The following is a 25,490-nucleotide window of genomic DNA, read 5'->3' as shown; positions in this document are numbered from 1 at the left end:
ATGTTTGCCCTCTATGAAGAAGGCGGGAAATTCCTCGCCGGCCGCGTGATGTCCGAAGCCGAATCCTCGATGCAGATCGAGCTGGATTCAGGCAAGCGCGTCAAAGTGAAGTCCGCCCATGTGCTGATCCGGTTCGACAAGCCCCAGCCGGCCGAACTGATCAGCGAGGGCCAGCGCCTGGCCGAGGAGATCGACCTGGACCTGGCCTGGGAGTTCGCGCCCGACACCGAGTTCGGCTTCGCCGACCTGGCCGCCGACTACTTCGACGCCCAGGCCGGCCTCGCGCACCGAGCCGCGGCGCTGTTCCGCCTCTATGAGGCGCCGCACTACTTCCGCCGCATGGGCAAGGGGCAGTTCAAGAAAGCGCCAGCCGAGACGGTCAAGGCCGCGCTGCTGGGCATCGAACGCAAGAAGCAGATCGCCGCGCAGATCGAGCAATGGGCGGTCGAGCTGGCCGCTGGCCGCTGCCCGCCGCCGATCGCCGAGCAGATCTACAAGATCCTGTTCAAACCCGACAAGAACGGCCCCGAGTACAAGGCCCTGGTCGAGGCTGCCAAGCGCAGCCAGAAAGCGCCGCTGGACCTGCTCAAGGAAGCCGGCGCGATCACCAGCCCCTACCAGTTCCACTGGAAGCGCTTCCTGTTCGAGCACTTCCCCAAAGGCACCGGCTTCCCGGCGCTGAAGGCGCCGGAGATCAGCGAAAACCTGCCGCTGGCGCCGGTCCAGGCCTTCTCCATCGACGACTCGGCCACGACCGAGATCGACGACGCGATCTCGGTGCAGGGCCTGGGCACTGGCAGCGTGGTGTTCGGCGTGCACATCGCCGCGCCGGGGCTGGCCTTCCAGCCGGACTCCGCGGTCGACAAGGTGGCGCGCGAGCGCCTCTCCACCGTCTACATGCCGGGTTGGAAGCTGACCATGCTGCCCGACGAGGTGGTGCAGGCCTACACGCTCACCGAGGGGCGCGACTGCCCCGCCGTGTCCATCTACCTGACGCTGGACGAGGCCACGCTGGAAATACGCAGCCGCGAAACCCGGCTGGAGCGCGTGCCCATCGCGCTGAACCTGCGTCATGACAAGCTGGACAACGTCATCACCGACGCGACGCTGACCGGCGCCGCGCCCGCCGGCTATGCCTTTGCCGCCGAGCTGGCCTTCGCCTACCGCCTGGCGCGGGACCTGAAGGCCAAGCGCGAGGTGGTGCGCGGCAAGCCCGAAACCTTCAACCGTCCGGACTACAACTTCCGCTTGGACAACGAAGGCCAGACCGAGCCGGTCGGACAGGAACAGGTCAGCATCAGCGTGCGCCAGCGCGGCGCGGCGCTGGACCTGATCGTGGCTGAGGCCATGATCCTGGCCAACAGCAGCTGGGGCGCGATCCTCGCCGACTGCGGCGTGCCGGGCATCTACCGTAGCCAGGCCAGCCTGGCGCCGGGCATCAAGGTGCGCATGGGCACCAAGCCGCTGCCGCACGCCGGCATGGGCGTGGCCCAGTACACCTGGGCGACCTCGCCGCTGCGCCGCTATGTGGACCTGGTCAACCAGTGGCAGATCATCGCCTGCGCACGCCATGGCAAGACGGCCGCGCTGGCCGCGCCCTTCAAGCCCAAGGACGCGCAGCTGTTCTCCATCATCTCCGGCTTCGATGCCGCCTACACGGCCTACAACGGCTTCCAGAGCGGCATCGAGCGCTACTGGACGCTGCGTTATCTGCAGCAGCAAGGCATCACCGAGCTCAGCGCCGCGGTCCTGAAGGACGGCCTGGTGCGCGCCGACACGCTGCCGCTGGTGTTCCGCGCGCTGGGCTGCGAAAACCTGCCGCGCGGCAGCCATGTGAAGGTGCGCATCACCGGCCTGGATGAGCTGACCCTGGACGTGCACGCCAGCCTGGTCGAGCGCCTGGACGAGACGCCGGCGGCGGACTACGCGCCGGCCGAGGACGACGAGGAAGAAGGCACCGGCACGCTGACCCTGGCCATCGACGTCAACGCCGAGGACGGCGCGACGGACGCCGCCGCCCCCGCCGCGCCCTGACGGCACGCCGACCCACTCCTGCAACGTGGCCAAGCTCAGCACCCTGCACTATGCGCTGATCGCATCGGCCGCGCTGCATGCGGGGCTGGGCATGCTGCGCCTGGTCGCGCCGGAGCGGTTCGACCGCCTGTTCCGCGACATGCCGCTGGAGGTGGTACTGGTCAACGCGCGCGGCAACGAGCCGCCCGCGCAGGCCCAGGCACTGGCTCAGGCCAACTTGGCCGGCGGCGGCGAAGCGGCGCGCGCCGATGTGCGCGCCACCTCGCCGCTCGCCCCATCGCCCAAGCCGGAAACGGGCGACAACGTGGAGCTGCAGCGCGCCCAGATCGCGCAGCTGCAGGCGGTGCAGGAACAGCTGCTGACCCAGCTGCGCCGCGAGGTGGCCAAGCTGCCACCGCCCGACCCCAGGCGCGGCGACCAGGAATCGCGCGAACAGGCCGACAAGCGCCGCCAGCTGGTGCAACTGCTTGCCGAGATCGAGAAGCGCGTCAACGACGAGAACGCCCGACCACGCAAGCGCTACGTGAGCCCGGCCACCCGCGAGGTGGTGTACGCGCTGTACTACGAGTCGCTGCGCCGTCGCATCGAGGCGCGCGGCACGCGCGACTTCCCGACCTACAAGGGCCGCAAGCTCTATGGCGAGCTGGTCATGAACATCCATGTCGACTTCAACGGCCGCGTGGTCGAGACCGACATCGTGCAGCGCTCCGGCAACCCGGTGCTGGACCGGCGCGCCGTGGCCATCGTCCAGTCCAGCGCCCCGTTCGGCAGCTTCACGCCCGAGATGCGCAAGGGCGCCGAAGTCCTGGTGATCACCTCCCGCTTCAGGTTCACCCGCGAGGATGGACTGGAGACCACACTCAGCACCGCGCCATGAATCCAAGCCCTGCCCGCGCCCCCGACCGCTACGCCGTCGCCGGCCATCCGGTCGAGCACAGCCAGTCCCCATTCATCCATGCCGCCTTCGCGGCGCAGACCGGGCAGGCCCTGGTCTATGAACGGCTGCTCTGCCCGCTGGACGGCTTTGCCGCGACGGTGCGCGCCTTCGCCGCCAGCGGTGCCAAGGGCTGCAACGTCACCGTGCCCTTCAAATTCGAGGCGGCGGCACTGGCCGCGGACCTCAGCGAACGGGCGCAACTGGCCGGCGCGGCCAACACGCTGCGCTTCGACGCGCGAGGCTGGCAGGGCGACAACACCGATGGCGCCGGCCTGGTCAACGACATCCAGCGCAACGCCCACCGGCCGCTTGCCGGCCAGCGCGTGCTGCTGCTGGGCGCTGGCGGCGCCTCGGCGGGCGTGCTGGGCAGCCTGATCGCCGCGCGGCCGGCCCGGCTGCGCGTGGTCAATCGCAGCGCCGACAAGGCCCTGGCCCTGGCCGCGCGTCACCAGGCCTGGGCCGATGCGCATGGCGTACAGCTCAGCGCGGGCGCGCTGGACGACTGCGGCGGAACCCACGACCTGCTGATCAACGGCACCAGCGCCTCGCTGGCCGGCGCTGGCGTGCCGGTGCCCGCGTCTCAGGGGCGCGTGCTGGCCGAGGGCGGCCTGGCGCTGGACATGATGTACGGGCCCGCCGCGCAAGGCTTCCTGGACTGGGCCGGCGAACAGGCCGGCCCCGGCGGCGTGCTGCGCGACGGGCTGGGCATGCTGGTGGAGCAGGCGGCCGAGGCCTTCCTGTTCTGGCGCGGGCTGCGCCCCGATACCGCACCGGTGCTCGCGGCGCTGCGCCAGCGTCTCGCGGGGGCGTGATGCGGCGCCTGCTCGCCTCGCTGGGTCGTCTGCTGAGCCTGTTGCTGCTGGCCCTGCTGTGCCTGCAGCTGTTCTTCCTGCTGCGCATTGCGGCGATGAACCTGATCGCGCCCCAGTCCACCACCTTCCAGCGCGCCGAGATCCTGCGCCTATTGCGCGACAAAGGCCAGTTGCTGTGGGCCCAGCAATGGGTGGACGGCGACCAGATTTCCCCGCACCTGAAGCGCGCGGTCATCGCCAGCGAGGACGCCAGCTTCGCCGAGCATGGCGGCGTGGACTGGGATGCGCTGGAAAAAGCCTGGGAGCGCAACCAGAAGGCACAGGCCCAGGCCGAGAAACGCCTGCAGCGCCTATCGCCCCAGCAGCAGGCCGCGCGCCCACCGGCACCGACCAAGATCGTCGGCGGCTCCACCATCACCCAGCAACTGGCCAAGAACCTGTTCCTGGGCCCGGAACGCACGCTGGCGCGCAAGGGCCAGGAACTGGTGCTGACCTATATGCTGGAAGCCCTGCTGAGCAAGGACCGCATCCTGGAGATCTACCTGAACAACGTCGAGTGGGGCGAAGGCCTGTTCGGCGCCCAGGCCGCGGCACGCCATTACTTCCGCATCGACGCCAACCGCCTTTCGCCCTCGCAGGCGGCCCGGCTGGCGGTGATGCTGCCCGCCCCCAAGCGCTTCGAGAAGCGCCCCGCGTCGCCCTATGTCCTCAGCCGGGCGGCGACCATCGAGGCGCGCATGGGCGCGGTCGAACTGCCCTGACGCCGACGCCTGCCCGGCCCAGCGGGTATGCTGGGCCGCCCCCGAGTCACCGCTGATGAACACCACCACCGAAATCGCCGCCGCCGCGGCCCGTCTGGTCGTCGAGGAAGGCCTGGAGTACGGGCCAGCCAAGCAACGCGCGTTGCGTGTGCTCGGCCTGCCCGCTCGCACGCCGCTGCCCGGCAACGACGAGCTGGAGGACCAGGTGCGGGAATACCTGACTCTCTTCTGCGCCGACACCCAGCCGGCCGAACTGGCCGCGCTGCGGGCGCTGGCCGCCCAGTGGATGGAGCGCCTGGCCGAGTTCCGCCCCCATCTGACCGGCGCCGTGTGGCGCGGCACCGCGACCCGGCTGTCCAACATCCATCTGCAGCTGTACTGCGATGATCCCAAGTCGGCCGAAATCGCGTTGCTGAACCTGGGCGTGGACTATGACGTGGGCCAGGTCCGCGGGCCGCGCGGCGATCAGGTGGACTGCCTGGTGATCGCCGCGCCCTGCCGGCCACTGAACGAAACGGTCAGCGTCGCGCTGACCATCCTGGACTACGACGACCAGCGCGGCGCGCTGAAACCCGACGCCCGGGGCCGCAGCGAACGCGGCGACCTCGCCGCGCTGCGCCTGCTGATGGACAAGGAGAACGCCCCATGAACCGACGCCAATGGGTGGCCTTGGGCGGCACCGGCGCCGCAGCGGCACTCGCCGGCGCGCTGTTCGCCGTGATGAAGGAGCGCCGCGCCGTCACGGCCGCCGCCGACCCCGCCATCGGCCAACCCGCCGGCGCCGACGCGGCCCTGGCGTTCTGGGATGCCCGCTTCGACACGCTGGACGGCCAGGGGTTGGTACCGCGTGAGCGCTTCTTTGGCCGCCCCCTGCTGCTCAATTTCTGGGCCACCTGGTGTGCGCCCTGCGTCAAGGAGATGCCCGAGCTGAACCGTTTCCAGCGCGAGTTCGGCCCCCAGGGCTGGCAGGTGCTGGGCCTGGCGGTGGATGCCCCGACGCCCGTGCGCCAGTTCCTGACCAAGTTGCCGGTCGATTTCCCCGTGGCGCTGGCGGGGCTGACCGGTACCGAGCTGTCGCGCCAGCTGGGCAACCAGCGCGGGGGGCTGCCGTTCAGCGTGGCCTTCGACATCCAAGGTCAGCCAATCTGGCACAAACTGGGCGCAACCGACCTCGAAGAGCTGCGAAAATTCGCCACAGCGTTGCGCTAGGACCTGGCCTGGGGCGGAGGGGAAGCCCGCCGTCCCCTAGCCGCTGAGCCAACGTCGGTCAAGCCATTTATTTTTCCCCAGCCGTCGGGATCTGGGTCTAAAAAGCGTAAAGTGCGGACTTTTACGCTTCTAGTGTCTGCGCTCTAAATGGGCACGACCGGTCGCTGATGCAACTCCTGGTACTCCACGGCCCCAACCTCAATCTCCTGGGCACCCGCGAGCCTGAGGTTTATGGTGCGAAGACTTTGACGCAGATCGATGCTGATCTCGCCAAAATCGCGCACAAAGCCGGAGCCCGCCTTGAATCGTTCCAAAGCAACCATGAAGGTGCGCTGGTGGACCGGATTCAGGCCGCGGGACGCGATGGAACCAGCTTCATCATCATCAACCCGGCCGCCTACACCCACACCAGCGTCGCAATCCGCGATGCGCTGGCGGCGGTGTCCCTGCCCTTTATTGAAGTGCACCTGTCCAACATCCACAAGCGCGAACCCTTCCGGCATCACAGCTACATGTCGGAACTTGCGCTGGGCGTGATCTGCGGCCTGGGCCCCAAGGGCTACGAACTGGCCTTGCAGTACGCGTTGAGCCAGGGCGCCGCCTGACCTGATCCGGTCAGCCGGCAAGACACCGGACGGACAACCATTCCCGTTGGAGAACCCTATGGATTTGCGCAAGCTCAAGACCCTGATCGACCTCGTGTCCGAGTCGAACATTTCTGAACTTGAAATCACCGAAGCCGATGGCAAGGTGCGTATCGTCAAGTCCGACGGCAACCCCGTGGTGGCCGCGATGCCCATGGTCCAGGCCCAGCCGATGGTCGCCGCGCCGGCGCCCGCCGCTGCGGCACCAGCCGCCGCGGCCCCGGTGGCCGCAGCGCCGGCCGTCGAGACCGGCCATGCCGTCAAGTCGCCCATGGTGGGCACGTTCTACCGTGCCTCCAGCCCCAATGCCAAGCCCTTTGCCGAGCTGGGCCAGCAGGTCAAGGAAGGCGAGCCCATCTGCATCATCGAAGCGATGAAGATCATGAACGAGATCGAGGCCGACAAGAGCGGCACGGTCACCAAGATCCTGGTCGAGAACGGCCAGCCGGTGGAATTCGGTCAGCCGCTCTTCATCATCGAGTAAGCCGGGCCGCTCGATCATGTTCAAGAAGATTCTGATCGCGAACCGGGGCGAGATCGCCCTGCGCATCCAGCGCGCCTGCCGCGAGCTGGGCGTGAAGTCCGTGGTGGTCTATTCCGAGGCCGACCGCGACGCCAAGTACGTGAAGCTGGCCGACGAGGCCGTGTGCATCGGCCCCGCGCCTTCGGCGCAGAGCTACCTCAGCATGCCGGCCATCATCGCCACGGCCGAGGTGACCGACGCCGAGGCCATCCACCCCGGCTACGGCTTCCTGTCCGAGAACGCGGACTTCGCCGAACGCGTGGAGCGCAGCGGCTTCACCTTCATCGGCCCGACGCCGGACAACATTCGCATGATGGGCGACAAGGTGTCCGCCAAGCAGGCCATGATCAAGGCCGGCGTGCCCTGCGTGCCCGGCTCCGAAGGCGCGCTGCCGGACGACCCCAAGGAAATCGTCAAGATCGCGCGCAGCGTGGGCTACCCGGTGATCATCAAGGCCGCTGGCGGCGGCGGTGGCCGCGGCATGCGCGTGGTGCACACCGAGGCCGCGCTGGTCAACGCGGTGCAGACCACCAAGGCCGAGGCCGGCGCGGCCTTCGGCAACCCGCAGGTCTACATGGAGAAATTCCTGGAGAACCCGCGGCATATCGAGATCCAGGTGCTGGCCGACGGTCACAAGAACGCCGTCTGGCTGGGCGAGCGCGACTGCTCCATGCAGCGCCGCCACCAGAAGATCATCGAGGAAGCGCCGGCGCCCGGCATCCCGCGCCGCCTGATCGAACGCATCGGCGATCGCTGCTCCGCCGCCTGCAAGAAGATGGGCTACCGCGGCGCGGGCACCTTCGAGTTCCTCTACGAGAACGGCGAGTTCTACTTCATCGAGATGAACACGCGCGTGCAGGTGGAGCATCCGGTGACCGAGATGGTGACCGGCATCGACATCGTGCAGATGCAAATCCGCGTCGCCGCGGGCGAGAAGCTGCCCTTCACCCAGCGCAACATCACGATGCGCGGCCACGCGATCGAATGCCGCATCAACGCCGAGGACCCGGTCAAGTTCGTGCCCTCGCCCGGCCGCATCACCATGTGGCATCCGCCCGGTGGCCCTGGTGTGCGCGTGGACTCGCACGCCTACACCAACTACTTCGTGCCACCCAACTACGACTCCATGATCGGCAAGATCATCGTCCACGGCGACACGCGCGAGCAGGCGCTGGCGCGCATGCGTATCGCGTTGTCGGAAACGGTGGTGGAAGGCATCCAGACCAACATCCCGCTGCATCGCGAGCTGATGGCCGACGCCAAGTTCATTGAAGGCGGCACCTCCATCCACTACCTTGAAGCGTGGATGAGCGAGCACAAGCGTTGATATGAACGGCACCCTGCACGAACTGGTCCTGGTCTGCCGCGAGGACGACGTCGAAACCGTCAGTGACGCGCTGATGGAGGTCGACTCGCTGGCCGTTTCGGTCGAAGACGCCGACGCCGACACCGCGTCCGAGAAGGCGCTGTTCGGCGAACCCGGCATGCCGGCACCCAAGGCCGGATGGGAACGATCGGTCGTGAAGGCGCTCTTCGCCACCGAGGCCGAGGCCACCGAGGCGGCAACGCTGCTGCTGGCGCAGGACTGGGCGACCGATGTCCATGTGCAGACCATCCAGGCGGTGGCCGAGCAGGACTGGGTGCGGCTGACCCAGTCGCAGTTCGCGCCGGTCGAGATCACGCCGGAATTCTGGATCGTGCCCTCGTGGCACGAGGCGCCCGCGCAGGCACGCCAGGTGATGCGGCTGGACCCGGGGCTGGCCTTCGGCACCGGCACTCACCCGACCACGCGCATGTGCCTGCGCTGGATCGCCGCGCATGCGGCCGAGGCCGCGCAATGGGAACGCGTGCTGGACTACGGCTGCGGCTCCGGCATCCTGGCCATTGCGACCGGCCTGTTCGGCGCGCGTGGCATCACCGCGGTGGACATCGACCCGGCCGCCGTGCAGTCCTCGCTGCAGAACGCGGCCGAGAACCAGGTGCAGCTGCAGGCCGCGCTGCCCGATGCCGCCCAGGGCGAGTACCCGGTGGTGCTGGCCAACATCCTGGCCACGCCGCTGAAGCTGCTGGCGCCGCTGCTGACCCGGCACCTGGCACCCGGCGCCCATCTGGTGCTGGCGGGCATCCTGGAGCGCCAGGCCGACGAGCTCAAGGCCGCCTACGCGCCCTATGTGGCGCTGGACGTGGCCGACCACGAGGACGGCTGGATCCTGATGACGGCGCGCCGCGGGGCCTGAGCACCACAGAGCCACACCACGGGCAAGACCTGCCCCCCGTTCGTGGCATCATCGGCGCCCATGAATCTCGCGACGCGCTGCACCGCCTGCGGCACCATCTTCCGGGTGGTGCAGGACCAGCTTCGCATCTCCGAAGGCTGGGTGCGCTGCGGGCGCTGCGCCGAGGTGTTCGACGCCCGCGAGCAACTGTTCGACCTGGAACGCGAAGCCGCGCCGCCCTGGCCGCCCGCCGGGGCGCCACCGCAGCCCGAGGCCACACAGCCCAGCGCCGACACGGAAGCCCCCGACGATCTGCCATCCGGCTGGCATGCGCCGCCGATGCCGGCCCCGGCGCCTCAGCAGCCCTGGCCGGAAGAGCCTCCCGCGCCGCCACCGCCGCCAACACCTCCGCCTCCTCCACCGCCCACTCCGGCGCCCGCGCCGGTCGCGCAGCCCGAGGAGGAATGGCCCGTCACCGTGCAGCAGCATGATCCGGAGCTGGAGCGTCGGCGTGAGCCCTATCTGACGATGGAGCCCGCGGCCCCCGAGGCCGAAGACGATGGCCTGCCGGTGCCCAAGGGCTGGACGCCGCCCGAGGCGGCGGATGGCGCGGCGCTCGCAGACAGCGCGGCGCCCGATGTGCTGCTGTCACCCAGCCTGGCCGCGGCCGCGGCCGGCCAGGGCCAGGCGCGGGCATCGGAGACCCCGACCGCCGCAGACCCCGACGGCGCGCCCGCGACGCCCGGCTTCGTGCGCCAGGCTCAGCGCCGCGCGCGCTGGCAACGCCCCGGCGTACGGCTGGCACTGGGGGCGGCGGGTCTGCTGCTGCTGGGCGCGCTGGCGCTGCAGCTGGCACGCCATCAGCGCGATGCCCTCGCCGCGCAATACCCCAAGGCCAGGCCGGCCCTGCAGACCCTGTGCCAATGGCTCGCCTGCGAGATTCGCCCGTGGAAACAGATCACCGGGCTGCATGTCGAGAGCAGCGGACTGGTACAGGAAGGCAGCGGCCACCACTACCGCCTCAGCCTGAGTCTGCGCAACCAGAGCCCCTGGGAGCTGGCGCTGCCCTGGGTGGACCTCAGTGTTCAGGACGCGGCAGGCAAGCCGGTGGCCCGGCGCATGCTGTCGCCGCAGGATTTCGGCATGGACGGCAAGTCCATCGCCCCCGGCGCGGAGCAGAGCCTGCAGCTGGTGTTCGAGAGTGGCGAGCAGGCTGTGGCCGGCTACAGCATCGAAATCTTCCAGCCCGCCGGCGAACAGCCCTGACAAGAGAAAAAGCCCGGCCGAAGCCGGGCTTTGATCCCGCCCCCGCGAGCGGGGGCCAGGTCTTGCCGACCCACGCGCAAAGGCGGGGGTCAGCGCGCTTGCCCTCAGGGCTTGTTGCCGGTCGGGAAGGGCCAGGCGGCTTGCGGGCTCAGCGCGGTCTTGGCGGCCGGCGCGGGCGCAGCAGCGGGCTTGGCCGCAGGGGCAGGCTTGGCAGCAGCCTTCTTGGCGGCGGCGGGCTTCGCAGCAGGCTTGGCAGCGGCAGGCTTGGCAGCCGGCTTCGCGGCAGCAGCCTTCTTGGCGCTGGGCTTCGCAGCGGGCTTGGCGGCCGGCTTGGCAGCGGCAGCCTTCTTGGCCGGAGCAGCCTTCTTGGGCGCAGCAGCCTTCTTCGCCGGAGCCGCAGCCTTCTTGGGCGCAGCGGCCTTCTTGGCCGGAGCAGCGGCCTTCTTGGGCGCAGCAGCCTTCTTCGCCGGAGCGGCCTTCTTGGCCGGAGCAGCCTTCTTCGCCGGAGCGGCGGCCTTCTTGGCCGGAGCGGCCTTCTTCGCCGGAGCCGCGGCCTTCTTGGCCGGAGCAGCCTTCTTGGCCGGAGCGGCGGCCTTCTTGGCCGGAGCGGCCTTCTTCGCCGGAGCCGCAGCCTTCTTGGCCGGGGCAGCCTTCTTCGCCGGAGCGGCGGCCTTCTTGGCCGGAGCGGCCTTCTTCGCCGGAGCCGCAGCCTTCTTGGCCGGAGCGGCCTTCTTCGCCGGGGCGGCCTTCTTGGCCGGAGCGGCCTTCTTCGCAGTTGCCATTTCAGTTCTCCTTGATCAAGTGAAACAGACCTGCCCTCGGCCAACCGGTCGACCTTGGGTCAGGTATCCACCGCCCGCGAGCTGCGCCGCGGTGCGGTGAATGGGGATGCGATGCACCACCGCCGCTTCTGCGTCGGTCGGTTGAGGCATCGCCAAGCTTGATCTCATTCACAAACCACAATGAAGGCCGCGCACCGGGAACTCAGTCCCAGGACAGTGCGCCGCCCGATTGGTACTCGATGACGCGAGTCTCGAAGAAGTTGCGCTCCTTCTTCAGGTCGATCATCTCGCTCATCCAGGGGAAGGGGTTCTCTTCGTTCGGGAACAGCGACTCCAGCCCGATCTGGGTGGCGCGGCGGTTCGCGATGTAGCGCAGATAGCCCTTGAACATGGCCGCATTCAGACCCAGCACGCCGCGAGGCATGGTGTCCTCGGCATAGCGGTATTCCAGGTCGACGGCCTTCTGGAACAGTTCCTTGATTTCGGCCCGGAACTGCGGCGTCCACAGCTGCGGGTTCTCGAGCTTGATCTGGTTGATCAGGTCGATGCCGAAATTGCAGTGCATGGACTCGTCGCGCAGGATGTACTGGTACTGCTCGGCGGCACCGGTCATCTTGTTCTGGCGACCCAGTGCCAGGATTTGCGTGAAGCCCACGTAGAAGAACAGCCCTTCCATCAGGCAGGCAAAGACGATCAGCGACTTCAACAGCGTCTGGTCGGCCTCCAGCGTGCCAGTGCGGAAATTGGGATCCATGATCGCGTCGATGAACGGGATCAGGAATTCGTCCTTGTCGCGGATGGACGCCACCTCGTGGTAGGCGTTGAAGATCTCGCTTTCATCCAGACCCAGCGACTCGACGATGTACTGGTAGGCGTGCGTGTGGATCGCCTCTTCGAAGGCTTGGCGCAGCAGGAACTGGCGGCACTCCGGCGCCGTGATGTGGCGGTAGGTGCCCAGCACGATGTTGTTCGCAGCCAGCGAGTCCGCGGTCACGAAGAAGCCGAGGTTGCGCTTGATGATGCGGCGCTCGTCTTCGGACAGGCCGTTCGGGTCCTTCCACAGCGCGATGTCGCGGGACATGTTGACCTCTTGCGGCATCCAGTGGTTCGCGCAGGTGGCCAGGTACTTCTCCCAGGCCCACTTGTACTTGAACGGCACCAACTGATTGACGTCGGTCTGGCCGTTGATGATGCGCTTGTCGGCCACGTTCACGCGGCGCTCACTGGCGGCCTGGACGCTGCTGGTCGAGCTCGGGGTGGAGGCAGATTGGGCGGGAACAGCGGAGGCGAGGGCCTCACGCGCGACCGGTGCGGTCGCTGCGTTGATCGATGCGCTGTGATTCGCGCTGCTTGAAGGCTTCTGGTCTTCTTCCCAAACCAACATGGTGGTCTTCCTATCGTCGCGGATTATCGGAGTGTTGTGTTCAAACACCAAGGACTTCTTGACATCCATCGCGCTTCGCCGTTGCTCGATCGCATCGCGTGTGCGAGCGCATCGACACTCGGCGAAGCCATGGCATCAAGCATTCATCGATGGTCTCGGCGAAGGCACCGATCGCCGGAAACATCGATGAACACTCGCATCGCGGGCATCGACCTCATCCCGCGCAGACCCGCGAGAGGCGTGCTCGCCGACGTCCGCACATGCGCCGCAGCGCGTGTGCGAACGATGGGCGGGTGTTGGAAGCACGCACGTCTCGCAGGTCTTCTTCAGGCCATCACTGGCAGGCTTCGCAGCCGGGATCGTCGATGGCGCAGAACTTCACGTCGGTCGCCGGCGCCGCATCCACGGCCACCTCGGCCTGCGGCGCAGCGGCGGTGACCGCAGCTTGGTAGCCGCCGACATCGCTGCTCACCGCGTTGAGTTGGCCGGCCTTCTGCACCGTGCTCTTCTCGGCGTGCGTGGCGCCCATGGTGCGCAGGTAATAGGTGGTCTTCAGGCCGCGCTGCCAGGCGAGCTTGTAGGTCTCGTCCAGGCGCTTGCCCGAGGCACCGGCCATGTAGATGTTCAGACTCTGCGCCTGGTCGATCCACTTCTGGCGGCGCGCGGCGGCCTCCACCAGCCACACCGGATCGATCTCGAACGCGGTGGCGTACAGCGCCTTCAGCTCCTCGGGCACGCGGTCGATGCGGCGCAGCGAGCCGTCGAAGTGCTTGAGGTCCATGACCATCACGTCGTCCCACAGCCCCAGCTTCTTCAGGTCGCGCACCAGGCACTCGTTGACCACGGTGAACTCGCCGGACAGGTTGGACTTGACCGACAGGTTGCCGAAGCAGGGCTCGATCGAAGCGTCCACGCCGATGATGTTGGAGATGGTCGCGGTCGGCGCGATGGCCACGCAGTTGCTGTTGCGCATGCCGTGCTGGGCGATGCGGGCGCGCAGCGCGTCCCAGTCCAGCGTGGCCGAACGGTCCACCTCGACATAGCCGCCACGTGCCTCGGCGAGCAGGTTCAGCGAGTCGATCGGCAGAATGCCGCGGTCCCACAGCGAGCCGCGGTAGCTGCTGTAGCGGCCGCGCTCCTCGGCCAGCTGGGTCGAGGCCCAGTAGGCGTAGTAGCAGACGGCTTCCATCGAACGGTCGGCGAACTCGACCGCGCCATCAGAGGCATAGGCGGTGCGCAGCTGGTACAGCGCGTCCTGGAAGCCCATGATGCCCAGCCCCACCGGGCGGTGGCGCAGGTTGGAGTCGCGCGCCTTCTTGACCGCGTAGTAGTTGATGTCGATGACGTTGTCCAGCATGCGCATCGCGGTGGACACCGTCTTCTTCAGCTTCTCGTGGTCGATCTCCTTGCCGTTGGGGCCATCCTTCAGATGCTGGGCCAGGTTGACCGAACCCAGGTTGCAGACCGCGATCTCGTTGTCGTTGGTGTTCAGCGTGATCTCGGTGCACAGGTTGGACGAGTGCACCACGCCCACGTGCTGCTGCGGCGAGCGCACGTTGCAGGCATCCTTGAACGTGATCCAGGGATGGCCGGTCTCGAACAGCATGGTCAGCATCTTGCGCCACAGGTCCTTGGCCGGCATGCGCTTGTACAGCTTGATCTCGCCGCGGTCGACCTTGGCCTCGTACTCGACATAGGCCTTCTCGAAGGCCGCGCCGAACAGGTCGTGCAGGTCCGGGCAGGTCGAGGGGCTGAACAGCGTCCAGTCACCGCCCTCGATCACGCGGCGCATGAACAGGTCCGGAATCCAGTTCGCGGTGTTCATGTCGTGGGTGCGGCGGCGGTCGTCGCCGGTGTTCTTGCGCAGCTCCAGGAACTCTTCGATGTCCAGGTGCCAGGTTTCCAGATAGGCGCAGACCGCGCCCTTGCGCTTGCCACCCTGGTTGACCGCCACCGCGGTGTCGTTGACCACCTTCAGGAAGGGCACGACGCCCTGGCTCTTGCCGTTGGTGCCCTTGATGTGCGAGCCCAGCGCGCGCACCGGGGTCCAGTCGTTGCCCAGGCCGCCAGCGAACTTGGACAGCAGCGCGTTTTCCTTCAGCGCCTCGTAGATGCCGTCCAGGTCGTCCGACACCGTGGTCAGGTAGCAGCTGGACAGCTGCGAGCGGCGCGTGCCGGAGTTGAACAGCGTCGGCGTGCTGGACATGAAGTCGAAGGTCGACAGCACCTCATAGAACTCGATCGCGCGGGCCTCGCGGTCGATCTCATTCAGCGCCAGACCCATGGCCACGCGCATGAAGAAGGCCTGCGGCATCTCGATGCGGGTGCCGTGCACGTGCAGGAAATAGCGGTCGTACAGGGTCTGCAGGCCCAGGTAGTCGAACTGCAGGTCGCGGTCGGCCTTCAGCGCCGCGCCCAGCTTGGCCAGGTCGTACTGCTGCAGCTTCTCGTCCAGCAGCTCGGCCTGCACGCCCTTCTTGATGAAGGTGGGGAAGTACTCGGCATAGCGCGTCTGCATCTCGGCCTGGGTCACCTCCTCGCCGACGATCTCCTTGCGGATGGTGTGCAGCAGCAGGCGCGCGGTGGCGCGGGTGTAGCCCGGATCCTTCTCGATCAGCGTGCGCGCGGCCAGGATGGCGGCCTTGTAGACCTCGTCCATCGGCACGCCGTCGTACAGATTGCGCTTGGTCTCGGCCAGGATGGGATCCGGCTTGACGTCGTCGCCCAGGTCCGCACAGGCCGAGCTGATCAGCGCCGACAGCTTGCCCAGGTCCAGCGGCATGCGCTGGCCGTTGTCGACGACGCTGATGCCGTGGTCCAGCAGCGCAGCCTGCTGGGCCTCGCCCTGGCGCAGGCGCTCCTGCGCGCGGCGTTCGCGGTACAGCACGTAGGCGCGCGCCACCTCATGGTGACCACCGCGCATCAGACCCAGCTCGACATGGTCCTGCACGTCTTCGATGTGGAAGGTGCCGCCGCTGGGACGCGAGCGCAGCAGCGCGCGCACCACCGCCTCGGTCAGCGCATCCACGGTCTCGCGCACGCTGGCCGAGGCCGCGCCGCTGGTGCCATGCACCGCCAGGAAGGCCTTCATCAGCGCCACCGCGATCTTGCTCGGCTCGAAAGCCACCACCGCGCCGTTGCGGCGGATGATCTGGTAGCCCTGGAACTGGGCCTGCGCCGCGGAGCCCGGCTCCCGGAAGGTGGCGGCGGCCGCGGACGAGCCGGTCGGTGTGGTGGCGTGGATCTGCATGCGTGTCCTCGTCAGAATTGTTCGAATCAAGAAAAAGCTGCGCCCGACCTGCGTGGCGCAGGCTCAGGCGCTGGGGTTGTCGTGTTGCCGCGCGATCAGCGGCGCAAGCGGTTGACCGTCCGCCCCGCCATCGGGGCTGGAACGGCCTGCCATCGTTGGTGGCCCCCGCCTCTCGACCCCTGGGTCTTGCTGCCTGGCCGGGCATGCGCACGGCATTGGCAGGACGGGGTCGACATGGTGGGACATGGCGTCTTTGCTAGGTCAGCAGGATAACACGAAGGACACTATATCTGGGGGTATGTGACGCTTCAAGCACTACAGATAGCGTTCGGGAACACCCCATATCGCCCCTTGCCCGGGCCTCGCGGGCGACCACCGCGCGCGCAGCCCCGATCAACACGGGGTCCGCGCCACCAACCCCAGCATTGACGCCGTCTCGCGGGCAGAAGCGCGCGCCAGGGCGCATGAATGCTGGTGCTCGTCGCGGCCGCCGGCCGCACGCAATGAGCGTCGGAAACAAGCGGTATCGGGTGCGATTGGGATAAGTCCCAAGAGGTGTGGCTTGCGCGCCGCGGCGCCGGCGACAGTTCAGGACGGGCCAGCGGCGTCCGGCCAGCCCAGACCCGCCAAGGCGACGTCCCGGCGCGCGCGAGCCCAGTCGAAGCCCGCGCCGGGATCGCGCTTGCGCCCGGGCGCCACATGCTCATGCCCCGCCACCGCGCGCAGCGGATAGACGGCCGCCAGCTCGCGCAGCAGGCGTGCCAGCGCCGCGTACTGCGCGGCCGAGAAGAGCGTGCCTTCCAGCCCTTCCAGTTCCACGCCAATGGAATAGTCGTTGCAGTTGGGCCGGCCCGCGAAGCTGGAGGCACCGGCATGCCAGGCGCGCCGGTCGCAGGAAACGAACTGCAGCAGCTCGCCATCGCGCCGGATCACGAAATGGGCCGAGACCTCCAGCCCGCGCAGGCCGGCGAAATAAGGATGCGCCGCGCAGTCCAGCCGCCCGGTGAACAGGCGCTCGATCTCGTCACCGCCATAGCGACCGGGCGGCAGGCTGATGGAGTGCAACACCAGCAGATCGACGGCCGTGCCCGGCGGCCGCGGCCCATGATGGGGCGATGCGATCGCGCGAGCGCCGCGCCACCATCCCTCGGTCCAGCCCGTGGACGGCGACGAGACCGCGTCCTCAGGACTCATCGCCGACGGAGATGCCCAGCCGGGCCATGCGATAGCGCATCTGGCGCAGCGACAGGCCCAGCGCCGCGCCCGCCGCGGTGCGGTTGTTGCGATGCTGCTCCAGCGCGCGCACCAGGATGCTGCGCTCGACGGCATCGAGATGGGCGGCCAGATCGGCGGGCAGTGGCGGCGCGGCCTCGTCGGGCGCGGCCATGGGCTGCGGCGTAGGGGCCACGGGCTCGGGCTCCAGCGCGGCAAACTGGGATTCACTCCGGCCCAGCAGGGTCTCGGGCAGGTCCAGATCGCCGGCGTCGATGCGGTCGCCGCCGGACAGCGCCAGCGCCCGGTGCAACAGGTTCTCCAGCTCGCGCACATTGCCCGGGAAGCTGTAGCGCATCAGCAGGGTCAGCGCCTCGGACGTCAGGCGCGGCACCGGCTGCACGCCGGCATCGCCGGCGATGCGCGCCAGCACACGCTCGGAAATCGCCGGCAGGTCCTCCATGCGCTCGCGCAGCGGTGGCACGCGGATCTGGATCACATTGAGCCGGTAGAACAGGTCCTGGCGGAAGCGCCCCGCCGCGACCTCGGCCGCGAGATCCTTGTGGGTGGCGCTGAGCAGCCGGACATTGACCGGCGACTCGCTGACCGCGCCGACCGGACGGACCGAGCGCTCCTGCAGTGCGCGCAGCAACTTGGACTGCATGGCCAGCGGCAGGTCGCCGATCTCGTCCAGAAACAGCGTGCCCTCGTGCGCGGCCTGGAAGAAGCCTTCGCGGTCCTCGTTGGCGCCGGTGAAGGCGCCCTTGCGGTAGCCGAAGAATTCGGCCTCCAGCAACTGCTCCGGGATCGCGCCGCAGTTCACCGCGACAAAGGGCTGGGCCACACGCGGGCTCACGTCGTGGATGGCGCGCGCCACCAGCTCCTTGCCGGTGCCGGACTCGCCGTGCAGCAGCACCGGCGCCATGCTGCGCGCCACCTTCACGATCAGCGCGCGCACCTGGTTCATCGCCGGTGAATCGCCCACCAGGCGGTCCAGCGCGGCACTGCCGCTGGCGGCGGCCACGCGGCCGCCCTTGCGCGCCGCCGGCTCACCGGCCGTCGCGGCCGGCCGCGGCGCGCGCCCCAGCGCGGAGGCCACGACCATACGGAATTGGCGCAGGTCCACCGGCTTGGTCAGGTAGTCGTAGGCCCCTGCCTTGAGCGCCTCCACGGCGTTCTCCGCCGAGCCGTAGGCGGTGATCACCAGGGTTTTTTCGCTGCGACCCTGCTGGTCCAGCCAGTTCAGCACATCCAGGCCGCTGCCATCGGGCAGGCGCATGTCGGTGATCACCGCGCCATAGCGGCGCTGCTGCAGCCGTGCCAGCGCCTCTTCCACGCTGCCCGCGGTGTCGAGCTCGTAGCCCTCGCGGATCAGCGTCAGCTCATAGAGCGTGCGCAGGTCGGGCTCGTCGTCGATCACCAGCAGGGGCTGGATGCAGGCTGAGGTCATGGCAGGCCTTCAGGATGGAGTCGCCATTGTGGCGCGGCGCAACACGATGCTGAACTCGTTGCGGTCCTCGGCGCGCCGGTAGCCGATGCGCGCGCCATAGCGTTCGCACAGCTCGCGGCAGATGTACAGGCCCAGGCCCGAGCCGCGGCTGCGCGTCGAGAAGAAGGGTTCGAACAGATGGCGCTCCACCTCCGCCGGAATCGCCGCGCCGCGGCTGGCCACCGTCATGCGCACGCTGTCCTCATGCTCGGGACGCAGCGTCACGCGCACGCAGCCGGGGCCGGGGATCGCATGGCGCAGGCCGTTGTCCAACAGATTGATCAGCACGCGGCGCAGATGCTCGGGGTCGAAGCTGACCCAACAGCCGCCCGGCAGCGGCAGCTCCAGATGCAGCGGCCCGTCCGGCCCACCGGGCAGTTGGCCGGTGCGCAGCCATTCGTCGCAGCAATCGCGCACCAGGCGCTCCAGCTCCACCGGCTGTGGTGCCGGCGTGGCGCCGGGCGCCACCTCCATCACGTCGTCGACGATGCGCTTGAGCCGCTGCACGTTGGCGGCCACCATGTCCAGCAGCTGCTGCTGGCGCGGGTCGCCGCTTTCCTCGGCCAGCAGCGCGTTGGCCTGCGCGATCGCGCTGAGCGGGTTGCGGATCTCGTGCGCGATGCCGGCCGACACGCGCCCCATGGCGGCCAGCTTTTCCTGCCGGATGCGCGCCTGCAGCTTGCGGCTGTCTTCCAGGAACATCACGCACAGGTCCTCGCCGACCTCGGGGCGATGGGTATGGCGCACGCGGGCACGCACGCTGCGCTGCAGCGTGGGGCCGAAGTCCATCGGCAGGTCGCGCCCCGCCTCGGGCCAGGACTCCATGCGGTGGGCGTCGCGCGCCACCGCCTGCAGCGCCCCCCAGGCCGGCCGCTCCTCGAGCGAAAACGGGATGTCCACGCGCGGCCCGGCCTCGAACAGCAGGCGCATGGCCTCGGGGTTCGCGGCCCGCACCATGCCGCGCCGGTCCACCACCAGCACGCCTTCCTGCATCTCGTCGATCACCAGCCGGTTCAACTCGGCCTGCTGGCGCGCCACGGCCATGCTGCCGCGTGCCACGCGCTCCTCGCGCGCCAGGCGGTTGGCCAGTTCGCTGGACAGCAGGCTCACCAGGAACAGCCCGCAGGCCAGGATGCCCGATTGCGGCAGCCGCGCGCCGCTGTCCAGCCCCAGCGCCACCGACCACAGCGCCACCCCCAAGAGCACCAGCGTCGCCACCGCGGCGGCGGCCAGCGCGAACAGGCGCGGCGTCAGCACGCTGGCCATCAGCACCGGCAGCACGAACAGCGCGCCATAGCTGAGCGCCCCGGCGTCCAGCGCATGCAACACGCCGAACCAGCCCAGGTCCAGGCCGATGCTGGCCCACCACTGGCGCACACTCAGCCGTGCCGCCTCGGGCCGGCCACGACGCGCCAGCGCCCAGCCAAACAAGGCCAGCAACGCATAGGCCAGGCTGGCATAGAGCAGCGCGCCCGGCCCCCGCCCGGCCATGCCCAGGGTGAGGACCTGGGCGCCGACCAGCGCCAGCCCCAGCACCGCGCGCGCGCCCATGAAGGCCAGGTAGAGGCGCCGGAACGCCCCGCCGGCCAGCCGCGCTCGCGTGACCTCGTCCTGCGTGTCCGGCCAGGGCAGCCGGCTCAGCGGCGCTTCGGTGCTGACGTCGGCGCCCATCTCAGCGCGGCCCGTGCGCAGCTTCGAAAGCCGCGCGGTGCGCCGCGCTGCAGAACTGGCCGCCACGGCCCGGCAGGGCCTCGGACGCCGGCAGGTGCAGGCCGCAGTGCGCGCAGGACACCATGGCCTGCGGTCCCATGGCGGCGGGCGGTGGCGGCGGCGGCGCCGGCGTGCGCCGCTGCGGCGGACGCGCGCGCTTCACACCCAGCATGAAAAACACCAGGGCCAGCAGCAGAATCAACAGCAGGTACTTCATTCAGCTCATGCCTCGCTGCAGCACCACCTCCAGCACGAAGCGGGAGCCGGCATAGGACAGCAGCAGCAGCGCCGCGCCCAGATACAGCCAGCGCGTCGCGCGCCGGCCGCGCCAGCCAAAGACCTGGCGCCCGGTCAGCAGCCCGGTGAGCACCAGCCAGCCCAGCACCGCGAACAGCGTCTTGTGGTCCCAGCGCCATTGCGGCGAGAACAGCCAGCCCATCAGCAGCGCGGCCGACAGCACCAGCACCCCGGCACCGACGAACTGGAAGGTGAGCCGCTCCAGCCGCAGCAGCGGCAGCCCGATGGAGCCCGAACCGGGCTGCGTGCGCATCTGACGCTCCGCCCGGCTGAGCATGGCCGCGTGCAGCACCGCGACGCCAAACAGTCCATAGGACGCCAGCCCCAGCACCCAGTGCAGCGGCGCCCACGGCGAGGCCGCTTGCGGGCGGCTTTCGCCCGGGAAGGCGGCCGCCAGCAGCAGTACCGCCACCGCCGCCAGGCTGAGCACGCGCTGCGCGCTGGGCAGCGGCAGGAAGCGGCTTTCAACCAGATAGACACCCAGCACCAGCCAGATGGTCATGGACAGCGCCGGCGCGAAGCCGAAGCGCGCCCCTGGCAGGCCGGTGCCCAGGCCGGCGATGTCGACGACCAGCGCCAGCAGATGCAGCGACCACGCCAGGATCAGCGCGCGCGGCCGAGCCTGATGCGCGCCGGCCACCCAGGCATAGAGCAGCGCACTCAGCGCGCTGGCGGCCAGCAAGACCTGGCCCGCGGGGCCGGCGGAAGCGAACGATAAAATCATGGCCAAAGTGTACTGATGCGCGCCACTCATTCCGGCGCCCCGCTCCATGGCCTCCACCCTGACCGATCGCCTGAGTCGCCTTGTCAAAACAATGCGCGGCCAGGCCCGCATCACCGAAAGCAATGTCCAGGACATGCTGCGCGAAGTGCGCATGGCACTGCTGGAGGCCGATGTGGCGCTGCCGGTGGTGCGCGACTTCATCGCCCGTGTCAAGGACAAGGCCCTGGGCCAGGAGGTCGTGGGCTCGCTGAACCCGGGCCAGGTGCTGGTCTCGGTGGTGCACAAGGAACTCGCCGCCACCATGGGCGAAGGCGTGGCGGACATCAACCTCGCCGCGCAGCCGCCCGCCATCATCCTGATGGCCGGCCTGCAGGGCGCGGGCAAGACCACCACCACCGCCAAGCTCGCCAAGCACCTGATCGAGAAGCGCAAGAAGAAGGTGCTGACGGTGTCGGCCGACGTCTACCGTCCCGCGGCGATCGAGCAGCTGAAGACCGTCACCGCGCAGGCCGGCGGCGAATGGTTCCCGTCCAACCCCGAGCAAAAGCCGCATGACATCGCGCTGGCGGCGCTGGACTACGCGAAGAAGCATTACTTCGACGTGCTGCTGGTCGACACGGCCGGCCGCCTCGCGATCGACGAGGCCTTGATGGCCGAGATCCGCGACCTGCACGCCACGCTGAACCCGGTCGAAACCCTGTTCGTCGTCGACGCGATGCAGGGCCAGGATGCCGTCAACACCGCCAAGGCCTTCCGGGAAGCGCTGCCTTTGACGGGCATCGTGCTGACCAAGCTGGACGGCGACTCGCGCGGCGGCGCGGCGCTGTCGGTGCGCGCCATCACCGGCGCGCCGATCAAGTTCGCCGGCGTTTCCGAGAAGATCGACGGCCTGGAGGTCTTCGACGCCGAGCGTCACGCCGGCCGGGTCCTGGGCATGGGCGACATCGTCGCGCTGGTCGAGGAAGTCCAGAAGGGCGTGGACGTCGAGGCGGCGCAGAAGCTGGCCGAGAAGCTGAAGTCCGGCGACGGCTTCGACCTCAACGACTTCCTCGCCCAGATCTCGCAGATGAAGAAGATGGGCGGCCTCTCCGGCCTGGTGGACAAGCTGCCCACGCAGATGGCCGCCAAGGCCGGCGCCTCCGACATGGAGCGCGCCGAGCGCGACATGAAGCGCATGGAGGGCATCCTGAACGCGATGACCGCCAAGGAACGCGCCCACCCCGCGCTGCTGATGGACGGCAAGACCAAGGCTAGCCGCAAGCGCCGCATCGCCTCCGGCGCCGGCGTGCAGATCCAGGACGTCAACCGCCTGCTCAACCAGTTCGATCAGATGCAGGGGATGATGAAGAAGATGAAGGGCGGCGGCCTGATGAAGATGATGAAGCGCATGGGCGGCCTCAAGGGCCTGAAGGGCATGATGGGCTGAGGCCCATCGCGCCAGCGGCGCCCGCGCGCCGCCCTCCCCTTACTCCAGCAGCGCCTGCGCGAACTCGCGCGCGTCGAAGGTCTGCAGGTCTTCCAGCTTCTCGCCCACGCCGATGAAGTAGACCGGGATGGGGCGCTCGCGCGCGATCGCCGCGAGCACGCCGCCCTTGGCGGTGCCGTCCAGCTTGGTGACCACCAGGCCCGTCAGGCCCAGCGCGTCGTCGAAGGCGCGGACCTGGTTCAGCGCGTTCTGGCCAGTGTTGCCGTCCACGACCAGCAGCACCTCGTGCGGCGCGCCCTCCTGGGCCTTGCCGATCACGCGCTTGATCTTCTTCAGCTCCTCCATCAGGTGCAGCTGCGTTGGCAGCCGCCCCGCGGTGTCGGCGATCACCACGTCACAGCCGCGTGAGCGGCCGGCGACCACGGCGTCATAGGTCACCGCGGACGGATCGCCGCCCTCCTGGCTGACGATCTGCACGCGATTGCGGTCGGCCCAGACCGACAGCTGCTCGCGCGCTGCGGCGCGGAAGGTATCGGCCGCGGCCAGCAGCACGTTTTGTTCGGCGTCGGCCAGATGGCGCGTCAGCTTGCCGATGCTGGTCGTCTTGCCGGCGCCGTTGACGCCCACCACCATCATCACCGTGGGCGTGTGTTCGCCCACCACCAGCGGCTTCTGCAGCGGCTGCAGCAACTCGGCCAGCGCATCGGTCAGCAGCGCGCGGACCGCGGCCGGATCGCTGGCGCGGCTGTCCTTGACGCGCCGCTTCAGGTCCTGCAGCAGATGCTCCGTCGCCTTCACGCCGGTGTCGGCCATCAGCAGCGCGGCCTCCAGCTCCTCATACAGCGCATCGTCGATCTGCGTGCCGGTGAAGACCTGCGCGATGCTGGAGCCGGTCTTGCGCAAGCCGCTCTTGAGCTTGTCCAGCCAGCCACGGCGCGGCGCGGGCTCAGCGGGCGCAACTGGCGCCAGTGCCGGTGCCGGTGCTGGTGCTGGTGCTGGTGCTGGTGCTGGTGCTGGTGCTGGTGCCGGTGCAGCTGCTGCTGGTGTTGGCACAGGCGATGCCACTGTTGACACAGGCGCTTGCGCGGGCGGCGTGGACACGCGCTCGGCCGCGCTGTCATGGCGGGCCGGTGGAACAGGCGCCGGCCCGGCCACGGGTGCAGGCTCCGGGGCGGCGGTCACCACGGCAGGCGCAACAGGCGGTGGCGCGGCCGGCACGGGTGCCGGGGCCGGACTTGCCGCCGGGGCGGCCCAGTCCTGCGGCAACACGGGCTGAGCGGATGCGTCGGCCGGTGCCGCCGCGGGAGCGGCGGGAGTGCTGGCGGTCTCGGGCGCCGGGGCGGGCGCGGAGCCGAATTTTCTTTTGAAGAAGCTGAACATCGGGGGCCGCTCAAAATTTGCGGTGCAGTACTTGCATTGTCTCGCAAAAGCCTGCTATAGTCTCGTTCTCTTAGGCGCTTTAGCTCAGCCGGTTAGAGCGACGGAATCATAATCCGCAGGTCCGGGGTTCGAATCCCTGAAGCGCCACCATACAAAATCAAGGGCTTAGCAGCGATGCTAAGCCCTTGTTCTTTGTGGGCTGTCAACGAAGTGTCAACAGCGATCCTGCGAGGGGGTCAGTGGTAATCGGCCTCGTGCTGGTGACGAACCGCCAGCACCACCACAAGCGTTGGCGAAGCGATCTCGTACTTCAGCACATACCCAGAGGCCCCGAACGGCACGACAAGTTCGCGCCGCAGTTGGCTTCGAGACCCCGCCTCCTTTCGGAAGAGAAACGGCGCCTTCGCGAGCGCAGTCATCGCCTCTTCAATGGCCAGCAACGCGCGATCAGCAACCGCCAGGTCTTCGACACACTCAACCCGATCAAGCAGGTGCTGGTACAGCCGCTGGAGGTCCGCATTCGCCTCCGGGTCAACAACAACCCTGAACGTCATTCAGCAGTCGGGCGATGCTTGCCTTGCAGTTCGCGCCGCTTGGCCTCAAGGCGCTCCCGCATCTGCGCCACGACCTCTTCGGCTGGAACGCCCCCACCTGCTTGCTGGTATCGAGTCCAGGCGGCATTGGCACGGGCATTGAATTCAGCTTGCATTCGCCGATAGTCCACAGCCTGACGGACGGTCGACTCCAAGAAATCGGACAGGGTTTCGCCCTCGCGCAGAACTGATTCGAGGTCAGCGCGAAGCTGGGGCTCCACGCGCACTTGCGGCAGGATGGCGGTCTTCATGCTGCAAGTGTGTTGCGGATGTGTTGCATGGTCAAGACCTTCAAGAGATCGTGAAAGCTGGCCTCATCCGTTTGAACACGGAATCGGATCTCCACAAGTGGAACTCGGTCCGTCACAAGCTGACCACCCCCAACAGCATCCAGGTCCTCGGGCCGCGGCGAGCAGACCTCGTTGAGGCGCAGCCCTGACCCAAGCGCGAAGGCCTACATCTCGCGAAACAGGCTGCGCGCGTAGGTACGCCTGCGCCGATCGTCGAGGTCGGACGCAGTCAACAGCAGGATGGCCCCAACCTCAGTCAGCGGGCGCGTCTCTTCGTTGTCCTCATCGCCCTCGGCCTGCATGGCGGACCTAAGCCAGGCACGGCGGATGGTGAGGGAGTCGGTCCAGATCTACAACGAAGAGCGGCTGCGCCTCTCGCCAAAATGCAAACGCCCGATGCAATGCACCGGGCGTTCCCGGTCGGCTAACGCCGACCTTTACGACCGTCCGGAAGTGTCAACGCAGTTCAGGACGGGACACGGGCCGACCTTCGAACACCGCGACCGTCCCGCCCGAGGGTCAGGTGTTGCCCGCCTGCGGCCATAGCAACA

General features: G+C 68.6%; 23 protein-coding genes and 1 tRNA gene. 13 read left to right on the top strand and 11 right to left on the bottom strand.

Annotated elements, in window-relative coordinates:
- The 11 genes from LZ017_RS13155 (at window position 1) to LZ017_RS13105 (ending at window position 10,402) form a co-directional block, all read left to right on the top strand.
- Complete coding sequence (locus LZ017_RS13155) at window positions 1–2,034, top strand: ribonuclease catalytic domain-containing protein (RefSeq protein ID WP_241397286.1); 2,034 nt, start codon at window positions 1–3, stop codon at window positions 2,032–2,034.
- Between the two features lie 25 nt (window positions 2,035–2,059).
- The gene (locus LZ017_RS13150; protein WP_241397285.1) at window positions 2,060–2,911 is read left to right on the top strand and encodes an energy transducer TonB; all 852 of its coding nucleotides are present in this window, start codon (window positions 2,060–2,062) and stop codon (window positions 2,909–2,911) included.
- Window positions 2,908–3,783 (top strand): shikimate dehydrogenase, encoded by an 876-nt coding sequence (gene aroE / locus LZ017_RS13145; protein WP_241397284.1) that lies wholly within the window; start codon window positions 2,908–2,910, stop codon window positions 3,781–3,783. Before LZ017_RS13150 ends, aroE begins: the two co-directional genes overlap by 4 nt.
- A complete protein-coding gene (locus LZ017_RS13140) occupies window positions 3,783–4,544 on the top strand; it encodes a transglycosylase domain-containing protein (RefSeq protein WP_241397283.1) in 762 nt (253 codons plus the stop codon). The genes aroE and LZ017_RS13140 overlap by 1 nt, the downstream gene beginning before the upstream one ends.
- A 55-nt stretch (window positions 4,545–4,599) precedes the next feature.
- Window positions 4,600–5,193 (top strand): hypothetical protein, encoded by a 594-nt coding sequence (locus LZ017_RS13135; protein WP_241397282.1) that lies wholly within the window; start codon window positions 4,600–4,602, stop codon window positions 5,191–5,193.
- Complete coding sequence (locus LZ017_RS13130; RefSeq protein WP_241397281.1) at window positions 5,190–5,753, top strand: TlpA disulfide reductase family protein; 564 nt, start codon at window positions 5,190–5,192, stop codon at window positions 5,751–5,753. Before LZ017_RS13135 ends, LZ017_RS13130 begins: the two co-directional genes overlap by 4 nt.
- A gap of 164 nt (window positions 5,754–5,917) precedes the next feature.
- The gene (aroQ, locus tag LZ017_RS13125; protein ID WP_241397440.1) at window positions 5,918–6,358 is read left to right on the top strand and encodes a type II 3-dehydroquinate dehydratase; all 441 of its coding nucleotides are present in this window, start codon (window positions 5,918–5,920) and stop codon (window positions 6,356–6,358) included.
- A gap of 58 nt (window positions 6,359–6,416) precedes the next feature.
- Entirely contained in the window at window positions 6,417–6,881 is a 465-nt protein-coding gene (gene accB / locus LZ017_RS13120) for an acetyl-CoA carboxylase biotin carboxyl carrier protein (protein WP_241397280.1), read from the top strand.
- Window positions 6,882–6,897: 16 nt separating this feature from the next.
- Complete coding sequence (accC, locus tag LZ017_RS13115; protein WP_241397279.1) at window positions 6,898–8,247, top strand: acetyl-CoA carboxylase biotin carboxylase subunit; 1,350 nt, start codon at window positions 6,898–6,900, stop codon at window positions 8,245–8,247.
- 13 nt (window positions 8,248–8,260) lie between these two features.
- Complete coding sequence (gene prmA / locus LZ017_RS13110; protein ID WP_241397439.1) at window positions 8,261–9,157, top strand: 50S ribosomal protein L11 methyltransferase; 897 nt, start codon at window positions 8,261–8,263, stop codon at window positions 9,155–9,157.
- A 60-nt stretch (window positions 9,158–9,217) separates the two neighbouring features.
- Window positions 9,218–10,402: a zinc-ribbon and DUF3426 domain-containing protein gene (locus LZ017_RS13105; protein ID WP_241397278.1), complete on the top strand. Its 1,185-nt coding sequence runs from the start codon at window positions 9,218–9,220 to the stop codon at window positions 10,400–10,402.
- Window positions 10,403–10,506: 104 nt separating this feature from the next.
- On the opposite strand, the gene LZ017_RS13100 is transcribed toward LZ017_RS13105, so the two are convergent.
- From LZ017_RS13100 to LZ017_RS13065, 8 genes are all read right to left on the bottom strand, one after another.
- The gene (locus LZ017_RS13100; RefSeq protein ID WP_241397277.1) at window positions 10,507–11,184 is read right to left on the bottom strand and encodes a histone H1; all 678 of its coding nucleotides are present in this window, start codon (window positions 11,182–11,184) and stop codon (window positions 10,507–10,509) included.
- A gap of 202 nt (window positions 11,185–11,386) precedes the next feature.
- Complete coding sequence (locus LZ017_RS13095; RefSeq protein WP_241397276.1) at window positions 11,387–12,568, bottom strand: ribonucleotide-diphosphate reductase subunit beta; 1,182 nt, start codon at window positions 12,566–12,568, stop codon at window positions 11,387–11,389.
- A gap of 334 nt (window positions 12,569–12,902) precedes the next feature.
- Entirely contained in the window at window positions 12,903–15,818 is a 2,916-nt protein-coding gene (locus LZ017_RS13090) for a ribonucleoside-diphosphate reductase subunit alpha (protein WP_241397275.1), read from the bottom strand.
- A gap of 588 nt (window positions 15,819–16,406) precedes the next feature.
- The gene (ampD, locus tag LZ017_RS13085; RefSeq protein WP_241397274.1) at window positions 16,407–17,012 is read right to left on the bottom strand and encodes a 1,6-anhydro-N-acetylmuramyl-L-alanine amidase AmpD; all 606 of its coding nucleotides are present in this window, start codon (window positions 17,010–17,012) and stop codon (window positions 16,407–16,409) included.
- Window positions 17,002–18,480, bottom strand: a complete 1,479-nt coding sequence (locus LZ017_RS13080) for a sigma-54 dependent transcriptional regulator (protein ID WP_241397273.1) — start codon at window positions 18,478–18,480, stop codon at window positions 17,002–17,004. Before LZ017_RS13080 ends, ampD begins: the two co-directional genes overlap by 11 nt.
- A 9-nt stretch (window positions 18,481–18,489) precedes the next feature.
- Window positions 18,490–20,190 (bottom strand): PAS domain-containing sensor histidine kinase, encoded by a 1,701-nt coding sequence (locus LZ017_RS13075; protein WP_241397272.1) that lies wholly within the window; start codon window positions 20,188–20,190, stop codon window positions 18,490–18,492.
- A gap of 1 nt (window position 20,191) precedes the next feature.
- Window positions 20,192–20,446 (bottom strand): PP0621 family protein, encoded by a 255-nt coding sequence (locus LZ017_RS13070; RefSeq protein WP_241397271.1) that lies wholly within the window; start codon window positions 20,444–20,446, stop codon window positions 20,192–20,194.
- Window positions 20,447–21,250 carry an inner membrane protein YpjD gene (locus tag LZ017_RS13065; protein ID WP_241397270.1) on the bottom strand — a complete coding sequence of 268 codons (804 nt, stop codon included), beginning with the start codon at window positions 21,248–21,250 and terminating at the stop codon, window positions 20,447–20,449.
- 46 nt (window positions 21,251–21,296) lie between these two features.
- Between LZ017_RS13065 and ffh the strand changes: the two genes are divergently transcribed.
- Window positions 21,297–22,676: a signal recognition particle protein gene (ffh, locus tag LZ017_RS13060; protein ID WP_241397269.1), complete on the top strand. Its 1,380-nt coding sequence runs from the start codon at window positions 21,297–21,299 to the stop codon at window positions 22,674–22,676.
- A gap of 39 nt (window positions 22,677–22,715) precedes the next feature.
- Here the strand turns inward: ffh and ftsY are convergent, their stop codons facing one another.
- On the bottom strand, window positions 22,716–24,056 hold the full coding sequence (ftsY, locus tag LZ017_RS13055; protein WP_241397268.1) for a signal recognition particle-docking protein FtsY: 1,341 nt from the start codon (window positions 24,054–24,056) through the stop codon (window positions 22,716–22,718).
- Between the two features lie 73 nt (window positions 24,057–24,129).
- Here ftsY and LZ017_RS13050 point away from each other — a divergent pair.
- A tRNA-Met gene (locus LZ017_RS13050) sits at window positions 24,130–24,206 on the top strand.
- A gap of 86 nt (window positions 24,207–24,292) precedes the next feature.
- On the opposite strand, the gene LZ017_RS13045 is transcribed toward LZ017_RS13050, so the two are convergent.
- Window positions 24,293–24,610 carry a type II toxin-antitoxin system RelE/ParE family toxin gene (locus LZ017_RS13045; RefSeq protein ID WP_241397267.1) on the bottom strand — a complete coding sequence of 106 codons (318 nt, stop codon included), beginning with the start codon at window positions 24,608–24,610 and terminating at the stop codon, window positions 24,293–24,295.
- Window positions 24,607–24,900 (bottom strand): YlcI/YnfO family protein, encoded by a 294-nt coding sequence (locus LZ017_RS13040; protein ID WP_241397266.1) that lies wholly within the window; start codon window positions 24,898–24,900, stop codon window positions 24,607–24,609. Before LZ017_RS13040 ends, LZ017_RS13045 begins: the two co-directional genes overlap by 4 nt.
- Window positions 24,901–25,490: the final 590 nt, after the last annotated feature.

Source organism: Pelomonas sp. CA6 (assembly GCF_022549225.1).
GTDB lineage: Bacteria > Pseudomonadota > Gammaproteobacteria > Burkholderiales > Burkholderiaceae_C > Roseateles.
This window is presented reverse-complemented; position numbering and strand designations above follow the sequence as displayed.